A 17,474-nucleotide genomic window follows, 5' to 3' on the forward strand; every position below is an offset into this window, starting at 1 on the left:
AGTCTAATATACTTTTTTTAGTTATTGTATCCAAAAAGAATTTCATTTTTATTACGTAAAAAGTGTTATAATTGTAACAAATAATTTGGAGGTGTTTTATGTTTGTATCTTCTTACAGCACATACGTTCAAACAGACAGCACCAACAAAAGCAGAGATTTCAAAGCAAACGAACTCAAAAAAGAGCCTTTCTTCCTTAGCGAGGCTGCTTCCAATGAGCCGGCATTTGCTCCAAGAGATGAAAAAAGCCTCCCCATCGACTATGTCTCTAGCTACAAATCGTTCCAAAACCAGCAAAAACTTCAAGAACAGCTACAAGGGCAAGATAGTTTTACGCTCAAAGGGCTGAACACTTTGGCAAATGCTAAAAATGCCTATGAAGAGAGCGCAAGAAAGTTCTCTTTAGCCAAAAAACCCACATTTGCTCTGGACTTAACTCCAAAAATCGACATAACCATGCCACAAGAGACCAAAGAAGCAAAAGTAAAAACCTTGCGCCAAACCATGGTAAACACCTATCTTGCCAACGACAGATACTACCGCATAACAGCTGCCTAACGCTCTACCCACGCATCCGTTTTTATTACCACTCCATCATCAAACACTTTGAGTTTAAACGCACTCTCACATTTTCCGTCGTTAAAATCCATAATCGCAATTTGGAGAATCTTTTTACACTTTTTAGGGATATCAAAATGCCCTTTTATGCCTGTTAAAAACTGCTTTATCGGCGTGGCATTGTCCATTCCTATGATATTGTCTCGACATCCCGTAAGCCCGATGTCCGTCAGATACGCAGTCCCATCGACTATCTGAAAATCATCCGTGCTTACATGAGTATGTGTCCCTATGATACCGCTCACGCTACCTTGAAGAAGCATCATTAAAGCCCGTTTTTCGCTTGTGGCTTCGGCATGAAAATCTATAAAGATATTTTTTACACCATCAGCGTGCAGAGCCTCAACTGTACTTTTTGCCGCTCTAAAAGCATTATCCACATATGGCATAGAGTAGTGTCCCATAAGGTTTAAGACAGCAAGCTTCTCCCCTGCCACATCATAAACTTTACAACCCGTCCCTTTAACCCCATCTGGGTAGTTGTGCGGTCGCAATATCTCATGCGTATCAAAAAGCGCTTCAATCTCTTTTTTATCCCAAGTATGATTTCCACCGCTCATACAGTCCACACCGTAGCCGACTATCTCATTTGCGTTTTTGACTGTAAGCCCAAACCCATGTGAAGCGTTTTCATAGTTCGCCACCACAAAGTCAATGGCATGTTCTTGCCTGATTTTTTTGAGATGTGCTTTTAACATATCTCTTCCGTGGCTTCCGACTATATCGCCTATAAATGCTACTCTCACTATTATTCCTTATTTTATATACACCACTTAATCGGGCTTATCGCTTTTGATACAAGATAATCATTTGTTTTTGAAAAAGGCTTTGAGCCGAAAAACCCTCTATATGACGAAAGAGGCGAAGGATGCGGCGCTTTGAGTATAAGATGTTTTTTTGCATCGATAAGCGAAGCTTTTGCACCCGCAGGACTTCCCCATAAGATAAAAACCAGATTCTCTTTTTTCTCACTTAGCAGTCTGATAACTGCATCGGTAAATATCTCCCAACCCCTGCTTTTATGTGAATTCGCCTCACTCGCTCTTACCGTTAAAACTGCATTAATCAAAAAAACACCCTCTTTTGCCCACTTTATCAGATTTCCGCTCTTTGGCATATCACAACCCATATCATCACGAAGCTCTTTAAAGATATTTTGCAGAGACGGCGGAAACGGCACACCGTCATTTACAGAAAATGCCAGCCCATGCGCCTGATTTGCCCCATGATAAGGGTCTTGCCCCAAAATCACGACTTTTACATTATCAAACGGAGTGTTGTTAAATGCGGCAAAGATATTTGAACCATGCGGATAGATAGTATGTCTTTGCTTTTCTTCAACCAAAAACTTCTTTAACTCTTCAAAATAGGGCTTTTGAAACTCATCAAACAGAACTTCTCTCCAACTCTCTTCCATTTTAGGGTCTATCATTTTTTTCTCCACGATAAATTTTTCACGCCCTCAAATACAAAAGCACCGCTTTTATAACATCGTCATCATCTTTAGAATCAGACTTTATACTCTCTTTTTTATCATCACTATGCGTAATCGTTATATTTTGTCCGTAGTTTGAGATGATTTTTATCTTTTTTTCCAGACATAAAAGCTTGATAACCATCAGTTCAAAAAACTGTTTGCTTGGGGTGTCTAGTTCGCCGAAGCGGTCTATCGTCTCTTCTTGTATCTCGTATATCTCTACTACTTCTTGACAAGCGGACAATCGTCTGTAGATATCGAGACGGAGTCTGTTCTCTTTTACTACCTCATCAGATATATAGGCTGAGATGGTTAGTTTTATGTCAACTTTGAACTTCTCTACTTGTATATGGTTGCTTAAAAGTTTGATGGCATCTTCTAGCATCCTCAAATAGAGCGAATAGCCGATGTTTTTGATGTGTCCGCTTTGGGCATCGCCTACTAAGTTTCCGCCGCCTCTTATCTCTAAGTCATGGTACGCTAAAGCAGAACCGCTTCCAAGGTAGGAGTTTGACTCTAACGCCAGAAGTCTTTTTTTTGCCTCGTCGGTTAGCTCCTCTTTGTTGTTTACTATAAAATAAGAAAACCCCTCGGTACTTCCACGCCCTACTCTTCCTCTAAGCTGATGCAAATCCGCCATTCCAAACCTGTCCGCGCCGTCCACGATGATGGTGTTTACTCTTGGCATATGGATACCCGATTCGATGATGGAGGTGGCAAGCATAAGGTCATATTCGCCTGCTTCAAACTTTAAAAGCTCTTTTTCGGTGTCGGTTGCAGAGATTTTTGAGTGAAGCATAACGACCCTAAGTTCGGGCAATATCGCTTTGAGTTCACCGTACTTTATGGGCATATGGTCTATGGAGTTATGTACATAAAATATCTGTCCGCCACGGCGAATCTCTCGTAAAATAACCTCTTTTATGAGTTTTTCTTCATACTCTTTTACAAAAGTTCTCACAGGTTCTCTCTCGCTTGGCGGGGTAAGCAGCTGCGACATGGTTTTGATGGAGCTTAGGGCTTGGTTGAGTGAACGGGGAATCGGCGTGGCACTCATGGAGAGAAGATGGACACTATTGTAAAGCTCTTTTATCTTCTCTTTTTGTTTTACGCCGAACTTATGCTCCTCATCTATGATGACCACACCGAGGTTTTTAAAGTCCAAATCAAAAAGTGCATGCGTTCCTACAACGGCATCCAAAATCCCCTCTCTTAGTGCTTTTGTGATGTTTGTTTTATCTTTTGCGCTTACAAATCTATCCAACTTCGCAACCCTTATGCCAAGAGCATCAAATCTTTGCGCCAAAGAGCGGTAGTGTTGAGCGGAAAGAAGAGTTGTGGGAACTATAAGTGCCGACTGAAAGCCTGATTTGTATGCCGCAAAAATGGTATTCATAGCCACTTCCGTCTTGCCAAAACCGACATCTCCGCTTAGAAGCCTATCCATGATGTGACCCGAACTCATCTGAGTAATTATCTCATCTATGGCGGTTATCTGATCGTCTGTGTAAAGAAAGCCTGAGAGTTTTTGAAACGCTCTTAGCTCGCTCTCATCCACGCTGATTTTAGGTGCGGCTATCAGCTCTCTTGCGGCGGCGGTATTTACAATCTGCCCTGCAATCTCCATCAAGCGTTTTCGCACACTCTCTTTGAGTTTGCCAAAACTCCCTTTGCCGAGTCTGTCAAGCTCCGGAGTTGAGCCGCCTGAAGCTATGTAGCGGTCTATGTAGTCGATATTTTCAACGGGGAGAAGTATCTTGTCATCGCCGACATATTTTATAACGATAAAATCTTTTACGCCGCCGAGTATCTCTGTCTTCTCAATCCCCTCAAAGATACCCACGCCGTAATCTTCATGCACGACATAATCGCCGACTTTAAGGTCATCAAGCAAAATGGAGCTTTTTCGTCTGCGTCTTGCTTTTTCTTTTTTATTGAGCGATATGACAACTTCGTCTTTGTCTATGATATTTAAGACATATGGAGCATAGATGATTTTGATGCCCTTGGTATCGTAAATCCTAGCTTGTTTTACAACCGCCTCATTTGATGCGATAACGGTTATCTTTTTATCTTTATGAACAGTTATGAGTGCCATGGCATCAGTAACCGCCAACTCTTTGCACTCATCATTTTGCGGCAAAATCTCTAAGTTAAAACATGCACGACTAAGTGTCGGGTTGTTCAGCGCATAGGCATCGACCAAAAGTGCATCCAGATTTCGTATAAGTTTTGCATTTTTGCCCTCTAAAAAGTTTGATGCCATCTCGCCCAAATACCAAAGTCCGAGCGAAGCGATATCGTAAGAGAGAGAGTTAAAATCGCTCTTTTTTACCCTCTCATTTAAAGCGTTAAAACCCTCCTCATCCAGAGAAAAAAAGGCAGGAGCTACATCTACACCCTCTAACTCCTCGCCTTGTGTGCGCTGAGACTCTAACTCAAAATACTTTATCTGCTCTATCTCATCATCAAAAAGTGAGATGCGAAGCGGCATTTTGCTTGCACTCGGATAGATATCTATGATGTCCCCTCGAAAGGAGACTTCCCCCTCCACTTCTACCATGTCAACAAAGCTATATCCCCAAAAAAGAAGAAGCTCTTTAAACTTTTTTAGCTCTATCTTTGAGCCAAACTCCAACACCGTACTCTTTAAAAGTTCCTCTTTTGGCAGATGAAAAAGAAGAGTTTTAAGCGGCGAGATGATGAGAGGCTTTTTCTTTGCAGTGTAGTATCTTCTAAGGCATGAAAAAAGCTCATGAAGCTCCTCTTTATAAACCCTAAGATCATCTCCAAATGTCGCTCTTAAGTCTGGAAAAACAACAACTTCTTTGCCGTAAAACTTGACAACGCTCTCAAGCTCAAGTGACTCTTTATGGTCTTGACAGATAAGCACTTCAAGATTTTGACCTCTTTTAAAATAGTCAAATAGTATATTTTGCGACACTTGCCTGCTCCTTCAAAAACTTCTCCGCAACGCTAAAAGAGCCAAAAACCAGATAGTTTCGCTCCTCTTTTATCTCTTTAAAAATCGTTCGTTTTATGCCCAAATCATCAAGCGCATTTTGGATTTTTTCTATCTCTTCCACTCTTTGGTTCAAAACTTCTATAATCTCTACACTTAAGATGATGGGCTTCAAAATGGACAAAATTTCTTTATAGTTTTTATCTCTGTAACTGTTATAGATAAGCGTAAATTTTTCTCCCGCTAACGCCTCTACTATGCTTGAAGCGGCAAGTGCGTTGTGTCCGACATCTACTATGACATTTTTGGCAACTCGGCTCAATCGCCCAAAGAGCTTTGCATTTTTAAAATCATCCGCTTTATACTTTACGCCTAAAAATTTCAATGCCGCAATGCTAAGAGAGAGATTTTGTACAAGATAGGGAGCTAAAAGCAGCTCCTTGCTTATGACTTCTCTCTTTTTTTTGTCATCTTCATCCAAAAGTTCATCTACTCTATAGATATTTTTATTTGCCAAGCTTTTAGCAACCTCGCAAACTTCATCAAACCGCTGATTTGCGATTATCGCACTCTTTTGGATGGCATTTAACTTTGTTTTTGCAATTTGCGATATGTCACTGCCTAAAAATGCTTCATGGTCATAAGCGATAGGCGTTACAAGAGTAAGTGTTTTTGGAAATACAGCCGTTGCATCATGCTCGCCGCCAAGCCCCGCTTCCATAACGACATACTCGCACTCACTAAAAACAAGCATAGCAAGAAGCGTGGTATATTCAAAATAACTAAGCGTATCAGTATCCTCTTTACTTAAGAGTTTTTGCAGCTCTTCATGGGCATTTTGCAACTCTTCATCGCTTGCATTTTCTCCGTTAAGCCACACTCTCTCTTTAAATTCTAAAATATGCGGTGAAGTGTAGTGTCCCACACGATAACCGTTTGCAAAAAGTGCAGTCGCCAAAAAACGCCCCGTCGTACCTTTGCCGTTTGTGCCGATGATATGGATGATTTTGTGGATTTTTAAAGAGTGTTTTATGGTCTCATAAACTCTGGGCATCCGTGAGTAGTCTATTTCGTCATAGTAGAGCGGTTTTGCATTTAGATACTCTTGAAGGCTCACTTCGTCTCGACCCTGTCTCTACCGTTTTGCTTTGCTTTATATAGTGCTTCATCCGCCGACTTAACGGTATTTTGAAGTGAAAAATGGGTTTTGCGTTCGCTCACTCCGCAACTTACAGTAAGCTCTATGCGATTTTCTTTGTACATCAAACGCGCATTTTTGACTTTGTTGCGCACTTTATTTGCAAAAACAACGCCGCCCTCCACATCAGTCTCTCCAAGAATCGCTATAAACTCCTCTCCACCATAACGCCCGACAACATCCACATTTCTCGCCTCTTTTTTCAGTATCTTTGCAAAGGCAAAAAGCACCGCATCACCAGCATCATGCCCGTATGTGTCATTTACAGATTTAAAAAAGTCCAAATCAAAAAAGACAACACTATAGTTTTTTCCATAGCGTGTAAACTCCGCCTCTTTGATATTCATATACTCTTCAAGCGCACGTTTGTTAAAAAGTTTGGTTAAAAAATCCTCTTTTGATTGCTCCTTGGCTCTTTGAAGCTCCTGCTCCAACTGCTCAACACGTTTGCTTAGAAGCGTAACTTCATTGCTATGTTTTTTCAAATCTTTTGTCAAAGCCTGTGTGTTTTCTTCGAGTGCCGTTGCTATAGTATAGAGTTTTTTATGCGCAATCGTAAAGTTGGTGATGCCACCCCCATTGTAACTCTCAAGCTCTTTTTTGATTTTTTGTATCTCTACCGTAGAGCTATCAGAACTCTCAATCATCTCGATAAGTCTTAGCGAGAGTTTGTCAAGCACCCCGTCAATGGACTCAATCATCTCTTTGACACTCTGTTTATCAAGGGCGATGCGAAGCGATATTGCTGACTTTATCTCTGCTTCTACGCTCTCACTTTCCAAAAGTGATGGGTCTTTTTTGATTTTTTGGCTGATAGAAGCAATCTTCTCATTTACTTCCGAAGCGATGGATGGAACAAGGGAAGCCACAAGAAGTGATGCAACTTTGGAGAGCTCAAATGGCTGAGACGGAGCAAGATGGAGGTTCTCAAGATTTAGATTTTCAACTGTTTTTCTTAAACTTGTTGTATCCACATCCCCTAAGAGTTTGAGTTTTTGCAAAAATGTGGTGTCATACGTCGTGATAAAATTGACCCATAGCTGTCTGTACTGATCAATCTCCACAGGTGAAGCTTCACGGCTTAAGAGGTCAAGACTTTTTCTCGCCAACTCTGCTGCTTCTTTGTTATGCAAAACTTCTACAACCTGAAGCACACGCTTTGTAAAAACAGTTTGTGACTCTAGCAGGTTGGAACAGTGTGAAGGGTTTGTTCTGTTGAGCTTTGAGATTAAAAAATGGGCAAATTCAGAGATAGTTTTGATATGGTACTTTTTAAGCTCCTCTTGAAAATCCTTGTTGAGCATCGACCTAAACTTCTCTAGCTTAGAGCAATCATCAACATTAAAACCCGCTTTGGAAGCCTCTTTACAAAAAGCCTCCGCATAAAAATCAGGAGTAAGAAGTTTACCCTCCAACTCTAGTCTTTTGATGCTTTTTCTTATAATCTCTTGGATATTCATACAAACTCCCTATTTTTTAGCTCTTGCTCCCTCAGCAGAAACCTGTGCGACAAATGCTCTAATTGCTCTTTGAGCGGCAAAACCGATAGCATTAAATCTATCTTGATCCGTAACGATAGCATTTGGAGCTACAGAAAAGTCATGAAACCCTCGTGTCTGATACTTTTTTAACACACCCTTTGAGTCTCTCACGATGTGAAGTACAACACTCATTCTATACCCCGTAATATAACCATTCTCATCATAAACAACTGGTGTATAGATTGGTTTATTCATCTGGATGACGAGGTGCGAATCCGAAGCCTCTTTTGTTGTCAATGATGCCTGAAAAACTTCAATCACAGCCTTGTCAACCGCATCTTTGATTACAACCGTATTTTGCGGATCTTCGGCAGAGATAACAACGCTCGTGCTAATCTTCTCTCCCATGACATCGCGGGAAAATTTTGCATTTGGAGCGTAGCCACATCCGCCTACCAAAAAGAGCAAACCCACGAAAAGCACACCTTTTTTAAGATTGAAAAATCGTCTCACATTAATCCTTGATAACGAGATTTACTAATTTTTTAGGAACAACTATCTCTTTGACTATAGTTTTGCCCTCAAGCCATTTTGCGGCACTCTCTTTTGCCATTATGATTATCTCATCATTTGGCGCATCAGGAGAGACTTCTATCTCCGCTCTTGCTTTTCCGTTTATGGAGATACCCAAAGTGATACTCTCTTGCACAAAAACCTCTTCTAAAACTCTCTGGGAAGTGAGGTTTTTAAGAGAAAAATAGTTACTGCTTATCTCTTGGCAAACATGTGGAATAACAGGCTCCATGATGGAAGTAAGTATCCAGTATGCTTCACTCCATACAGCGGCGTTGCTTTGAGTATTAAGAGCGTTCATCGCCTCCATTACGCCTGCTATCATGGTGTTAAAAGTATATTTTTCATTGTAAACATCTTGTGCACGCACAAGTGCTTCATACACTTTTTTTCTAGCAAACTTCTCTTCTTTGCACAATGCACTATGATTTATCTGAGGAATCGTCTCCGACTTTAGTACATTCGCACTTCTCTCATAAAATCGCTTGATAAATCTGTATGCCCCATCAACAGCACTGTCGTTCCACTCCAGCTCTTGCGTCGGAGGTGCGGCAAAAAGTATGAAAAGTCTAGCCGTATCTGCACCGTATTTCTCGATAATAGCATCTGGGTCAACCGTGTTGCCTTTAGATTTGCTCATCTTCGCACCATCTTTTAAAACCATCCCTTGAGTAAGAAGCCTATCAAACGGTTCATCAAAACTTACATACCCCAAATCACGGAACACTTTTGTGAAAAATCTTGCATACAGAAGATGTAAAATCGCATGTTCTATACCGCCAATGTAGTGATCCACCGACATCCAGTATTTGATTTGCTCTGCCGAAAATGCCTCATCTTCCCAGTTTTTAGGAGATGCGCAAAAGCGTAAAAAGTACCAGCTAGACTCGACAAAGGTATCCATCGTATCTGTTTCACGCAAAGCATCTTTACCGCAAGATGGACATTTGCAGTGCTTCCAAGTCGGATGTTTGTCAAGCGGATTTCCCTCTCCGGTGATGACTATATCTTCAGGAAGTGCGATGGGGAGGTTCTCTTTTTTCTCCATAACAAGCCCACAATCGTCACAGTGAACAAACGGGATAGGAGCACCCCAATATCTCTGACGACTCACTCCCCAATCTTTGAGTTTAAAGTTTGTCTTTTTTGTGCCGATGCCAAGAGCTTCAAAATGCGCTATGATTTTCGCCTGCGCCTCTTTGGAATTTAGTCCGTTAAAATGCTCTGAAGCAAAAAGCTCCCCCGCCTCGGTAAACGCTTTTGAACCATCAGCCTCACCGCCAAAAGGTTTTATAACCGCATTTATAGGCAAATCGTACTTTTTTGCAAACTCAAAATCCCGCTCATCATGTGCAGGAACAGCCATAACTGCACCGCTTCCATAGTCCATTAGAACAAAATTCGCCACCCAAACAGGAACGCTCTTTTTTGTCAAAGGATGCACAACGTTCAAGTTCAGAGTAACACCGCTCTTCTCTTTTTGTCTATCTATGGAAGAGGCATTTTTCATAGACTCTATCTGCTCTCTTGTGTTATCGTCTAAAAGAGAGTTTTGAATCATATAGGAGACTATCTCATGCTCAGGTGCAAGTGCCGCATAGCTCACACCATAGATGGTGTCGGGACGGGTTGTAAAGACTTCAAAACCATCAAAGTTACCGCTTAGTCTCTCATGTGAAGCAGCGTCAAATGAGAACTTAAACTCCAAACCGTACGACTTGCCTATCCAGTTCTCCTGCATCGTGAGAACCTGTTTTGGCCAGCCACCCTCTAGTTTTTTAAGGTCTGCCAACAGTTCATCCGCATAGTGCGTGATTTTGAAGTAGTACTGATTCATATCTTTTTTAACTACTTGAGTATCGCATCTCCAGCAACTCCCCTCAATTACCTGCTCATTTGCCAAAACGGTGTGACAACTAGGACACCAGTTTAAAAACCCTTTTTTGCGATAAAGCAGCCCTTTTTCATACATATCGATGATAAAGCCCTGCTCAAACTTCGTGTAGAGTTCATCACTTGTTGCAAGTTCACGCTCTTTGGAAAATGAAAATCCTAGCGATTTAAACTCGCCTTTCATGTAGTCTATGTTGCTGTAAGTCCATGTTTTTGGGTGTGAGCCGTTTTTGATAGCCGCATTTTCGGCAGGCATTCCAAAACTGTCAAAACCGATAGGGTGAAGGACATTGAAACCCTGTTGGCGGTAGTATCTGGCAAACGCATCACTTATGGTGTAGTTTCTGACATGTCCCATATGAAGCCGTCCGCTTGGAAAGGGAAACATGCTAAGGATATATTTTTTATCTTTTGTAAAATCTTCACTCGGCTCAAAACTTCTCTTTTGCGCCCAATACTCTTGCCACTTTTTCTCTAACTCTTTTGAACTATACTCCAACACTAACTCCTAATACTCATCACGATTTTTTGAACTCTCTATATAGATAAGACCTACAGAGAAAAGATTTGCTATAAGCGCACCGATAGCCAAAGCGATAGCCCACTCTAAGTTACCGACAACTTCAAGATAGATAAATGCGGGGATAAGATGCAAGTCTGCGACAAGTGAAGAGGCTAAAAGTTCAGCAGAGAGCAGATTTCTCACACCAATTTTTAAAAATGTAGAAACTAGATTTAAGCTACCCGCAAGAAAAAGCGCTGCAGAGCTGTGCTCATACAAGAAACCTGCAATCGATGTTAAACTCATCAATGCAAAAAAAACATAAACTACTTTGCCCCAATCCATATTAAGTCCTTAAAATTAATTGTGGGGATTATACAAAAACTATCTTAAGGAGCAACTGAGAAGGCGTAAGCACCCTCCTCTTACATCACTCCTGATTCAAACTGGTTTCTCATCTTCTCTTTTTCTGCCTCTCGTCTTGCTTTTTCGGCAAGGTTGATATGATACTGTTTGACATCAAACCCTAAAAGAAGAAGCATTGGAGAAGCGACAAAGATAGAGGAGTATGTTCCAATCGTGATACCTACTAAAAGAGTAAATGCAAACGCATGGATAATCTCACCGCCCCATACAAAAAGCGTAACAACAACAAAAAGAGTTGTAAGCGATGTAAGTGTCGTTCTTGAGAGTGTGTTTGTGATGGAGTCATCGATAATCTCGCTAAACTCCACCCCTTTTCCTCCGACAATCCCTTCACGGATACGGTCAAAAACGATAATAGTATCGTTGAGTGAATATCCAAGGATGGTTAGGAGTGCAGCTAAAACATCGAGATTGACCTCCATTTGCGTAAGCGCAATAGCACCCATCGCTATAGAGACATCGTGTACAAGTGCCAAAACAGAAGCAAGAGCAAATCTCCACTCAAAGCGAAATGCAACATATATCAAAATCCCTGCAATCGCCAAAACAAGAGACATAATCCCTTTTTCTTTGAGCTCACTCCCAACCTTTGGACCAACGATATCGACACGGCGCACTTCAAAATCACCCGTGCCTTTGAGCGTCTCTCTTGTAAGATCGCCGATATCGACTACAACATCGCTTGATGCACTTCGCATACGAATAACCACCTCATCGGCAGAACCAAACTCCGTAATGCTAGCACCCTCAAAAATCTCGTTTCCTTTTAGTTTTTCACGCATAGCATCAATGGGAGCTGCAGAAGCGTATTTGACCTGAACAATCGTTCCGCCTGCAAAGTCAACACCGTAATTGAGCCCTTTTATTGCCACAGCGGCAAAAGAAGCCAAGATAAGAGCGATGGAAAAAAACATTGCCGCTTTTGATTTGCCCATAAACCCAAAGGTTTTTGCATATCTAAAAAATTCCATAACTACCCCTTTATCCCAAACCATAAAAGGTTGTTTTTGCTCTTTTTCATCTTCTCTTCAAGCATCTGGTAAATCCCGTGTGTTCCCAAAATCGCCGTAAGCATGGAAGCCAAAATACCTATACTGATAGTGATGGCAAATCCTTTGATAGCCCCCGTGCCATAAGCGTAAAGCACAACAGCGGCGATGAGTGTGGTAATGTTTGCATCCAAAATCGCACGCATCGCATTGGAGTAGCCATCCTCTATGGCTTTGTGCACAGAGACACCCTGACGTAACAGCTCACGGATTCGCTCTGAGATGATAACATTTGCATCCACCGCCATACCGATGGTAAGGACTATCCCCGCCATCCCCGGAAGTGTGAGCGTTGCACCAAAGAGACTCATAACCGCTATAATAAGCAAGATATTTGCAAAAAGGGCTATGTTTGCAACAACTCCCGCCATTCTGTAGTAAACAACCATGAAAACGACAACAAACCCAAAACCGCTCAAAAGTGCAATCATGCTAGCCTTGATACTATCGGCTCCCAAGCTAGGACCCACAGAACGCTTCTCCATAACATAGATAGGCGCCATCAGTGAACCCGAACGCAGCGCAATTGCCAAATCTTTTGCCTCTAACACAGTGTAGTTTCCGGAAATCTGTCCGCTTCCCCCACCGATGCGCTCATTGATAACAGGAGCAGAATAGACTTTGCCATCAAGCACAACAGCAAGGCGTTTTCCGACACTTTTACCAGTAAAATCACCAAATATCTGCGCACCCTCTGCGTTGAGCGTAAAGCTAATAAGAGGACGGTTATTTTGGTCAAAACCGACACTCGCATCGGTTAGCATCCCACCATCAAGAACGGGAATCTCACGTACAAGGTGCTTGATGCTTGGGTTTGTGACATCTTCTAGTATCACATCGCCATAAGCAGCAGCGTCGCTCGCACTCATATTGCCAACTCTTGCAGCCCTATCTTCATCTACAGCCATAAGCTCAAGCTTTGCAGCACGAGAGATAAGCTCTCTTGCTCTTTGCTCATCTTCGGCAGTTTTGATACCTGCAAGCTGTACAAGAATCTTCTCATCCCCTTGGCGTGCTACGATGGGCTCAGACAAACCAAACTGATCAAGTCTGTTTCTGATGGTCTCAATCGCTTGAGAAATCGCCTGCTCTTTGGTTCTTGTTACCTCTTCGCCTGTAAGCGTTAAAGAGACACTCTCCCCTGCAACAGTGACAACAGCGCCCTGAATCTCATGTAAAAAAGTTTGAATCGTCTTTACATCATCTTTGTCCAAGAGTATAAAAGAGATATGTTCTGCATCAAAAGAGAGTCCATCAATGAGAATCTCTTTTTTTTCCGTAAAATACTTGATACTTGCAGCAATAGATTTTATGCGTGATGCAACCGCTTCTTCGGTTTTAACACCAAGAAGCATATGAAGTCCGCCTTGAAGGTCAAGACCAAGTGCTATTTTTTTGCCATCTTGCGTTTGGAGGAGTGACGGAAGAGAGAAAAAGATACCAAAAACTATTGCAAAAGCAAAAATAACTATGCGATAATTAAGCTTCATCCTCGTACTTTCTGATAACAGAATCTTTTGTTATCTTAACAACTACTTCTTCGTTGATTTTTACATTTAAAAACTGCTCTTCTACTTTGTTAACAATAACGATAAGCCCCCCAGTAGTGATAACTTTGTCTCCTTTTTTAAGAGCCGCTATCATCTCTTGACGCGATTTAGCCTCTTTTTGTTGCGGGCGAATAATCACAAAGTACATAATTGCGATTAAAAATACAAACGGTAAAAGTTGTCCTAATATTTCCATGATTCTGGGTTTCCTTGAATTAAATTGCGGCGATTATACAAAAAATATAGTAACAAAAGACTGAAGAGTGCTATAATTTGGCTTAAAAACCAAGCAGAGAGCCATGAGAGAAGAGATACAAAATATAAGAAGCAACTACAATGAAAAACTCTTTGATTTAACATGCGGCATTATTGCCGCACTTCTTTTTAGCGCATTTCTCTATCTTGAACATTTTGGCATCACACTCAAATTTCTCAACACACTCTTTGGACTTTTCGCCATTGCACTTCTTTTATATATCCCAAAAAGAGCCGTTTTGGTTGCGGGATTTTTCATAGGACTTTTATGGTTTTACTGGATAGGATACAGTTTTGAGTACAACGGTGTCGGCTATCTCACACCGCTTGTCACATTTGGTTTTGCCCTCATCTATATGCTCTTTTTTGGTGTTTTGGCACTTACTAAAGATGTCGCTCTTCGTGCCGTTTTACTCTTTGGACTCTCCTTTTTTGAGCCGATGGATTTTAACTGGATGCAGCCAGAACTCCTTTTTGTCGATAGCTTCATTGGCATCCAAAAACTTGATTTTGCACTACTGCTTCTCTCGCTCTCTTTAGTTGCCTATGTTCCCAAACCTTACAAGTACGTTCCGCTCGCACTTCTTTTGGTAACACTCGACTTCACACCGCCACTGCAAAAAGATGCACCGCTTAAGATAAAACTCATATCCACGGACATAAAACAAGAAAAAAAATGGCAACAAGAGAGCTTACAACCTACACTGCAACTCATCTTTGGAGAGATTAACAAGGCGATTGATGATGGTTACGACGTCGTTGTTTTACCAGAGTCTGTTTTTCCCTTTTACATGAACAAAGCACCCGCCGTTTTGGGAAAACTACAAGAGCTCTCGTATGAAATTTCCATCGTTGCGGGCACACTGCTCAAAGAAGAGGAACACCACTATAACGTTACGTATATGTTTGAAGGCGGCGCATACCAGATAGCAAAAAAGATGATTTTAGTCCCATTTGGAGAGTATATCCCGCTCCCAGAGTTTGCCAAAGGCTTTGTAAATGAGTTCTTTTTTGGCGGCGCATCGGACTTTAAGACAGCCGACAAACCCACAGATTTCATCATCAAAGGCGTAAAGTTCCGCAACGCTATCTGCTATGAAGCGACATGCAAAGAGATTTATGAAGAGGGCGTTGAGTATGTCCTAGCCACAAGCAATAACGCGTGGTTCTACCCATCCATCGAACCGACCCTTCAAAAACTCCTTATACGTTTTTACGCCAGAAAAAACGGCACAACAGTCTATCATGCCGCAAACTGGAAAGGAAGCGGGGTTGTGAAGTAAAAAAATAAAAATTGCTTATGTTTAAAATCCCTCTGTACCCGTACGGTAACCATTGTTTGCTATAATAAGCAAAAATAATTATGCGGAGTTTTTATGCTCAATCTCAAAAATCCAGATCTTTATAACAACCGTGAAACTTCATGGCTGCAGTTCAACACAAGGGTTCTTAAACAGGCTCTTGATGAGTCTCTTCCGCTTTTGGAGAGGCTCAAGTTTTTAGCGATTTATGGAACCAACTTAGATGAATTTTATATGATAAGAATCGCGGGGCTTAAAAAGCTTTTTGCTGCAGGCATCGTCGTCTCAAGCGCAGATAAACTTACACCTCTGCAACAGCTTCGAGAGATACGGGAGTACCTCCATCAAGAACAGCAAGTGGCAGAACACTGTTTGGTTAGCATCCTCAAAAAACTCGAACATGAGGGGATAAAGGTCAAAGATTATCACGAACTCTCTCAGGGGCAAAAGCACTATCTAAACAGATACTTTAATGAAAATATCTACCCTGTTATCATCCCTATCGCTGTGGACGCAACTCACCCTTTTCCACATCTAAACAACCTTAGTTTTGGACTTATCGTCAAACTTAGAGATAGTGACAACGCATCTGTTGAGAGATTTGGAATTATCCGTATTCCTCGTGTTTTGGAGAGATTTGTAGAGCTTGATAATGATATCTATGTTCCCATCGAGAGCATTGTTGCAGAGCATGTAGAAGACCTTTTCCCTGGGTACTCTCTTATCAAATTCGCATCTTTTAGAGTAACAAGAAATGCGGATATCGAGATAGAGGAAGAGGAAGCAGATGACTTTTTGGAGATTTTAGAAGAGGGACTAAAACTTAGAAGAAAAGGGGCGATGGTGCGCCTTGAAGTTGGAAGTGATGGGGATGAGGAAATAGTCAACTTTTTCAACCGCCACACCAATGTTTATCAAGATGACATCTTCCGTTTTCACACCTTTTTAAATCTCTCCAGCCTTTGGCAAATCGTCTCAAACAAGCGTTTTGCACATCTGCTCTTAGAGCCTTTTAAGACAAAAACATTACCACCTCTTGATCATAGTGAAAATATTTTTGCTACCTTAGAGAAGCAAGACATTCTTCTTTTTCACCCTTATGAGAGTTTTGACCCTGTGGTTATGCTTATCCAAACTGCCGCAAAAGACCCTGATGTCGTCTCTATCAAGATGACACTTTATCGTTCTGGCAAAGATTCTCCTATTGTTAAAGCGCTTATGGGAGCAAGTGAAGCAGGCATTCAAGTGACCGTTATGGTTGAGCTAAAGGCGAGATTTGACGAAGAGAACAACCTTATCTGGGCAAAAGCACTTGAAAAAGCGGGTGCGCATGTTATCTACGGTATCAAAGGATTTAAAGTCCACGCAAAAGCAACCTTGATTACAAAAAAGAAAAATGGCAAACTCAAGCAGTATGCACACCTTGGAACAGGCAACTACAACCCTTCTACTTCTAAAGTCTATACCGATATGAGTTACCTCACTTCTAAAGATGAGATAACAAATGACATGACAAGATTTTTCCACTTCTTGACAGGTTTTAGCAAAAAAGGCAAACTCAACGAACTCTACATGTCGCCATCACAGATAAAACCAAAGATTTTATCGCTTATACAAAACGAAGCACGTAAAAAGAGTGATGGACGCATTATCGCAAAACTTAACTCTCTTGTGGATGAAGATGTTATCCGTGCGCTCTACAAAGCAAGTCAAGCGGGCGTCAAAATAGACCTTATCGTGCGCGGTATCTGCTGCCTTAAACCAGGAATTGAAGGGGTAAGTGAGAATATAAGAGTTATCTCCATCCTTGGAAAATACTTAGAACACGCCAGAGCCTTTTACTTTAAAAATGACGAGGCAGGAGTTTACATCTCAAGTGCGGACTGGATGCCACGAAACTTGACTAGACGCATAGAGCTTCTTACCACCATCAAAGACCAAAAAGCAAAAGAGAAGATAGTGCAGATACTCAAACTTCAGTGCGCAGACAACTCTTTGGCGCATGAACTCCAAAGCGATGGCTCTTACATCAAAGTAAAACATGACGATATCAAAACTATAAACAACCATCTTCTTTTAGAGGATTATGTCAACAAAGTGACTAAAGCCTCCGCGAAAGAGAGCATGGGAACGTTGGAACAGATTATGTCCAATATCTTTAACGAGGAAAATAACAGTGCTGTATAGTTT

General features: G+C 41.4%; 14 protein-coding genes. 3 read left to right on the forward strand and 11 right to left on the reverse strand.

Annotated elements, in window-relative coordinates; genetic code table 11:
- Positions 1–98: 98 nt before the first annotated feature.
- Positions 99–557 (forward strand): hypothetical protein, encoded by a 459-nt coding sequence (locus tag AC6H4V_RS09160; RefSeq protein ID WP_497606592.1) that lies wholly within the window; start codon positions 99–101, stop codon positions 555–557.
- Here the strand turns inward: AC6H4V_RS09160 and AC6H4V_RS09165 are convergent.
- The 11 genes from AC6H4V_RS09165 to yajC all read right to left on the reverse strand — a co-directional run bounded on the left by AC6H4V_RS09165 (position 554) and on the right by yajC (position 13,924).
- Positions 554–1,363, reverse strand: coding sequence for a TIGR00282 family metallophosphoesterase (locus AC6H4V_RS09165; RefSeq protein WP_497606593.1), 810 nt, complete (start codon positions 1,361–1,363; stop codon positions 554–556). The genes AC6H4V_RS09160 and AC6H4V_RS09165 overlap by 4 nt on opposite strands.
- Before the next feature lie 14 nt (positions 1,364–1,377).
- Positions 1,378–2,061 carry a uracil-DNA glycosylase gene (locus tag AC6H4V_RS09170; RefSeq protein ID WP_497606594.1) on the reverse strand — a complete coding sequence of 228 codons (684 nt, stop codon included), beginning with the start codon at positions 2,059–2,061 and terminating at the stop codon, positions 1,378–1,380.
- Between the two features lie 10 nt (positions 2,062–2,071).
- Complete coding sequence (gene mfd / locus AC6H4V_RS09175; protein WP_497606595.1) at positions 2,072–5,038, reverse strand: transcription-repair coupling factor; 2,967 nt, start codon at positions 5,036–5,038, stop codon at positions 2,072–2,074.
- Complete coding sequence (locus AC6H4V_RS09180) at positions 5,016–6,173, reverse strand: bifunctional folylpolyglutamate synthase/dihydrofolate synthase (RefSeq protein WP_497606596.1); 1,158 nt, start codon at positions 6,171–6,173, stop codon at positions 5,016–5,018. Before AC6H4V_RS09180 ends, mfd begins: the two co-directional genes overlap by 23 nt.
- Positions 6,170–7,714, reverse strand: coding sequence for a GGDEF domain-containing protein (locus AC6H4V_RS09185; protein ID WP_497606597.1), 1,545 nt, complete (start codon positions 7,712–7,714; stop codon positions 6,170–6,172). The genes AC6H4V_RS09180 and AC6H4V_RS09185 overlap by 4 nt, the downstream gene beginning before the upstream one ends.
- A gap of 9 nt (positions 7,715–7,723) precedes the next feature.
- Positions 7,724–8,248: a hypothetical protein gene (locus tag AC6H4V_RS09190; protein WP_497606598.1), complete on the reverse strand. Its 525-nt coding sequence runs from the start codon at positions 8,246–8,248 to the stop codon at positions 7,724–7,726.
- Between the two features lies 1 nt (position 8,249).
- Positions 8,250–10,700, reverse strand: coding sequence for a leucine--tRNA ligase (leuS, locus tag AC6H4V_RS09195; RefSeq protein WP_497606599.1), 2,451 nt, complete (start codon positions 10,698–10,700; stop codon positions 8,250–8,252).
- A 9-nt stretch (positions 10,701–10,709) separates the two neighbouring features.
- Complete coding sequence (locus AC6H4V_RS09200) at positions 10,710–11,048, reverse strand: DUF6394 family protein (protein ID WP_428729111.1); 339 nt, start codon at positions 11,046–11,048, stop codon at positions 10,710–10,712.
- 80 nt (positions 11,049–11,128) lie between these two features.
- Positions 11,129–12,100: a protein translocase subunit SecF gene (secF, locus tag AC6H4V_RS09205; RefSeq protein ID WP_497606600.1), complete on the reverse strand. Its 972-nt coding sequence runs from the start codon at positions 12,098–12,100 to the stop codon at positions 11,129–11,131.
- A gap of 2 nt (positions 12,101–12,102) precedes the next feature.
- Positions 12,103–13,668, reverse strand: a complete 1,566-nt coding sequence (gene secD, locus AC6H4V_RS09210) for a protein translocase subunit SecD (RefSeq protein ID WP_497606601.1) — start codon at positions 13,666–13,668, stop codon at positions 12,103–12,105.
- Positions 13,658–13,924 (reverse strand): preprotein translocase subunit YajC, encoded by a 267-nt coding sequence (gene yajC / locus AC6H4V_RS09215; protein ID WP_428729114.1) that lies wholly within the window; start codon positions 13,922–13,924, stop codon positions 13,658–13,660. The genes secD and yajC overlap by 11 nt, the downstream gene beginning before the upstream one ends.
- A gap of 103 nt (positions 13,925–14,027) precedes the next feature.
- Between yajC and AC6H4V_RS09220 the strand changes: the two genes are divergently transcribed.
- Positions 14,028–15,266 (forward strand): apolipoprotein N-acyltransferase, encoded by a 1,239-nt coding sequence (locus AC6H4V_RS09220; RefSeq protein ID WP_497606602.1) that lies wholly within the window; start codon positions 14,028–14,030, stop codon positions 15,264–15,266.
- 93 nt (positions 15,267–15,359) lie between these two features.
- The gene (locus tag AC6H4V_RS09225) at positions 15,360–17,471 is read left to right on the forward strand and encodes an RNA degradosome polyphosphate kinase (RefSeq protein ID WP_497606603.1); all 2,112 of its coding nucleotides are present in this window, start codon (positions 15,360–15,362) and stop codon (positions 17,469–17,471) included.
- Positions 17,472–17,474: the final 3 nt, after the last annotated feature.

Source organism: Sulfurimonas lacustris (genome assembly GCF_059705355.1).

Coding starts and splice junctions, on each gene's coding strand:
- AC6H4V_RS09160 (WP_497606592.1), top strand. CDS start 99: ATGTTTGTATCTTCTTACAGCACATACGTTCAAACAGACAGCACCAAC.
- AC6H4V_RS09185 (WP_497606597.1), bottom strand. CDS start 7,714: ATGAATATCCAAGAGATTATAAGAAAAAGCATCAAAAGACTAGAGTTG.
- AC6H4V_RS09200 (WP_428729111.1), bottom strand. CDS start 11,048: ATGGATTGGGGCAAAGTAGTTTATGTTTTTTTTGCATTGATGAGTTTA.
- secF (WP_497606600.1), bottom strand. CDS start 12,100: ATGGAATTTTTTAGATATGCAAAAACCTTTGGGTTTATGGGCAAATCA.
- secD (WP_497606601.1), bottom strand. CDS start 13,668: ATGAAGCTTAATTATCGCATAGTTATTTTTGCTTTTGCAATAGTTTTT.
- yajC (WP_428729114.1), bottom strand. CDS start 13,924: ATGGAAATATTAGGACAACTTTTACCGTTTGTATTTTTAATCGCAATT.
- AC6H4V_RS09220 (WP_497606602.1), top strand. CDS start 14,028: ATGAGAGAAGAGATACAAAATATAAGAAGCAACTACAATGAAAAACTC.
- AC6H4V_RS09225 (WP_497606603.1), top strand. CDS start 15,360: ATGCTCAATCTCAAAAATCCAGATCTTTATAACAACCGTGAAACTTCA.